This is a genomic window from Mesorhizobium sp. B2-5-4 (assembly GCF_006441095.1).
In the GTDB taxonomy this organism is placed as follows: domain Bacteria; phylum Pseudomonadota; class Alphaproteobacteria; order Rhizobiales; family Rhizobiaceae; genus Mesorhizobium; species Mesorhizobium salmacidum.
Map to the genome: position 1 here is coordinate 1 of NZ_VFUR01000052.1, position 2,496 is coordinate 2,496.

At 66.4% G+C, this 2,496-nt stretch carries 3 protein-coding genes; all 3 read right to left on the reverse strand.

The genetic code is table 11. The annotated features are described in order from the left end of the window. Positions 1-14 precede the first annotated feature (14 nt). The 3 genes from FJ492_RS28585 to FJ492_RS28595 all read right to left on the reverse strand — a co-directional run bounded on the left by FJ492_RS28585 (position 15) and on the right by FJ492_RS28595 (position 2,410). Positions 15-1,547: an IS66 family transposase gene (locus FJ492_RS28585; RefSeq protein WP_140773679.1), complete on the reverse strand. Its 1,533-nt coding sequence runs from the start codon at positions 1,545-1,547 to the stop codon at positions 15-17. A 69-nt stretch (positions 1,548-1,616) separates the two neighbouring features. Continuing rightward, complete coding sequence (gene tnpB, locus FJ492_RS28590) at positions 1,617-1,973, reverse strand: IS66 family insertion sequence element accessory protein TnpB (RefSeq protein WP_140773681.1); 357 nt, start codon at positions 1,971-1,973, stop codon at positions 1,617-1,619. Next, positions 1,970-2,410 (reverse strand): transposase, encoded by a 441-nt coding sequence (locus tag FJ492_RS28595; protein WP_210241562.1) that lies wholly within the window; start codon positions 2,408-2,410, stop codon positions 1,970-1,972. Before FJ492_RS28595 ends, tnpB begins: the two co-directional genes overlap by 4 nt. Positions 2,411-2,496 lie beyond the last annotated feature (86 nt).

The window sequence follows — 2,496 nt, forward strand, 5'->3', positions numbered from 1 at the left end:
GGTAAGCGGTGTTTTCAGGCCACGGCCTTAAGCTCGGGAGCGGCGACGTAGGCCCACGGCAGGAGATCGTCGATCTGGCTGTTTGGGTGGCCGTTGACGATCCTGGTGAGCACGTCGGCCAGGTAGCCGAGCGGCTCGACGTCGTTCAGCTTGCAGGTTTCGATCAGCGAAGCGACGACGGCCCAGTGCTCGGCGCCGCCGTCGGAGCCCGCAAAGAGGGCGTTCTTCCGGTTGAGCGCGATCGGACGGATCGACCGCTCGACGGTATTGGAGTCGATCTCGATGCGTCCGTCGTCGAGGAAGCGGGTGAGCCCCTCCCAGCGTGACAGCGTATAGCGGATTGCCTCGGCGAGCTTGGTCTTCTGGCTGATCAGGCCGAGCTTCTCGCGCAGCCACGGCTCGAACTCGGCCAAGATCGGCCGGCTCCTTTCCTGGCGCACGGCACGACGGGCGTCTGCTGGCTGGCGGCGGATGTCGTCCTCGACGCGATAGAGCTCTGCGATGCGCCGGAGCGCCTCGCTGGCGATCGGTGCCGGGCCGGCTGCGGCGAGTTCGTAGAAGCGCCGGCGCACGTGTGCCCAGCAGAAGGCGAGCGTTGCACCGCTCTTGTCGGCGAGCACCCGATAACCACCATATCCGTCGACCTGCAGGATTCCGGCAAAGCCCGCCAGGTGAGCGATCGGTCGCTCCGCCTTTCGGTCCGGCGCATAGACATAGGCCACACCCGGCGGGTCGCTCCCGTTCCATGGTCGGTCATCGCGAGCGTAGGCCCAGAGCTGCCCGGTCTTGGTTTTGCCGCGGCCGGGATCCAGCACCGGCGCCGTGGTCTCGTCGGCAAAGAGCTTGGGCGAGGCTTTCAGCTTCTCCAGCAGCCGCTCGTGGACCGGACGCAAATGCCAGGCGGCGCGGCCGACCCAGTCGGCGAGCGTGGAACGGTCGAGGTTGATGCCCTGCCGGGCGTAGATCTGCGCCTGGCGATAGAGCGGCAGGTGGTCGGCATATTTGGAGACCAGAACCTGCGCGACCGTCGCCTCGGTCGGCAGACCGCCTTCGATCAGCCGGGCGGGCGCCGGAGCCTGCACGACCACGTCCTCGCAGGCACGACAGGCATATTTGGGCCGGCGCACGACGATCACGCGCAGTTGCGCCGGCACGATATCGAGCCGCTCGCTGACGTCTTCGCCGATCCGATGAAGTCCGTCGCGGCAGCATGGGCAGGCATGGTCCTCGATGTCGACGACCATCTCGATGCGCCGCAGATACGGCGGCAGCGCACCCCGGTTCGTCCGCCGCTTTGCGGTGCGCTCCCTGCGTGCGGCAGGATCGGCACGTTCGGCCTCTTCCTCGCCGGCTGCCTCGATCTGCTCGGCCTCCTCGAGGCCAAGGAGCAATTGATCTTCGGGCAGGCTCTCGGCCCGGCGGCCGAAGCGGTGGCGCTGCAATTCCTTGATGATCTGGGTCAGGCGAGCATTCTCGACATCGCGCGCCAGGACCATCGCCTTCAGCACATCCGGATCGTCGGGAAGCTGGTCCGCCGTCATCGCCATGATCGGATCAGACCATATTCGCCAGTTCCGGGCGACAGCGGAATCCAGGCTGATTCACTTGGTCGCGGATCAACCCGCCTGCGCCGGAGCGAGCGTCCGGCGGGCTTCATGGACCCGCCGCCAATCAAGCCCTTCAAGCAGCGCCGACAACTGAGCGGCCGTCAGCCGCATCACGCCATCCTGCACTTTCGGCCAACGGAACTCGCCATCCTCCAGCCGCTTCGCATAGAGGCAGACGCCGGTGCCGTCCCAGAAGATCAGCTTGATCCGATCCGTTCGTTTCGCGCGGAAGACGTAGACTGCGCCACTGAACGGATCGGCGCCCATCGTCTCGCGCACCATTGCGGCCAGCCCCTCCGCACCCTTGCGGAAGTCTACCGGCTTCGTTGCCACCATGACCTTGACGGCGCCCGTCGGCCCGATCACGACGTTGCCTTCAGCGCACGGATCACCGCCGCAACCGTCTTGGCGTCGGCTCCCCGGCCGACCCGCATGGCGATGCCGTCGATCTCAAGCTCGATCACGCCAGCATCTCGGGCCGTCTTCCCCTTCCGCGGCCGTGCTGGACGCGTCGGCGCGGGTTCCGGAGGCGGCGCCGTCACCACCGCCGGCACGAAGGACGGGGATTCCTGATGCACCGAAGCGGCCTGTTTGCGCGCTTCGCGCCGCCAGGCGAACACCTGCTGTGGCCTGAGACCATAACGCCGGGCGACTTCGGAAATGATTGCGTTCGGTTCCAGCGTCTCCGCGACAATCCGCGCCTTGTCATCCATCGACCAGTGACGCCGGCCGCCAGCACCGTTGATCACCTCGAAACGCCGGGGCTGCCGCTCCGGGTCAAGCGTAAGGTCAAGTCCAGACACAAGCCTATCTCCGATCCCAATACAGAATCGGCAACCTCACAGATCGCGATCACTCCCGAAAGGTGGCCCGAAAACACCGCTTACGC

What these genes read in the sequence shown, in the direction of transcription:
- FJ492_RS28585 (WP_140773679.1), bottom strand. Translation starts at nt 1,547, where the DNA reads ATGGCGATGACGGCGGACCAGCTTCCCGACGATCCGGATGTGCTGAAG.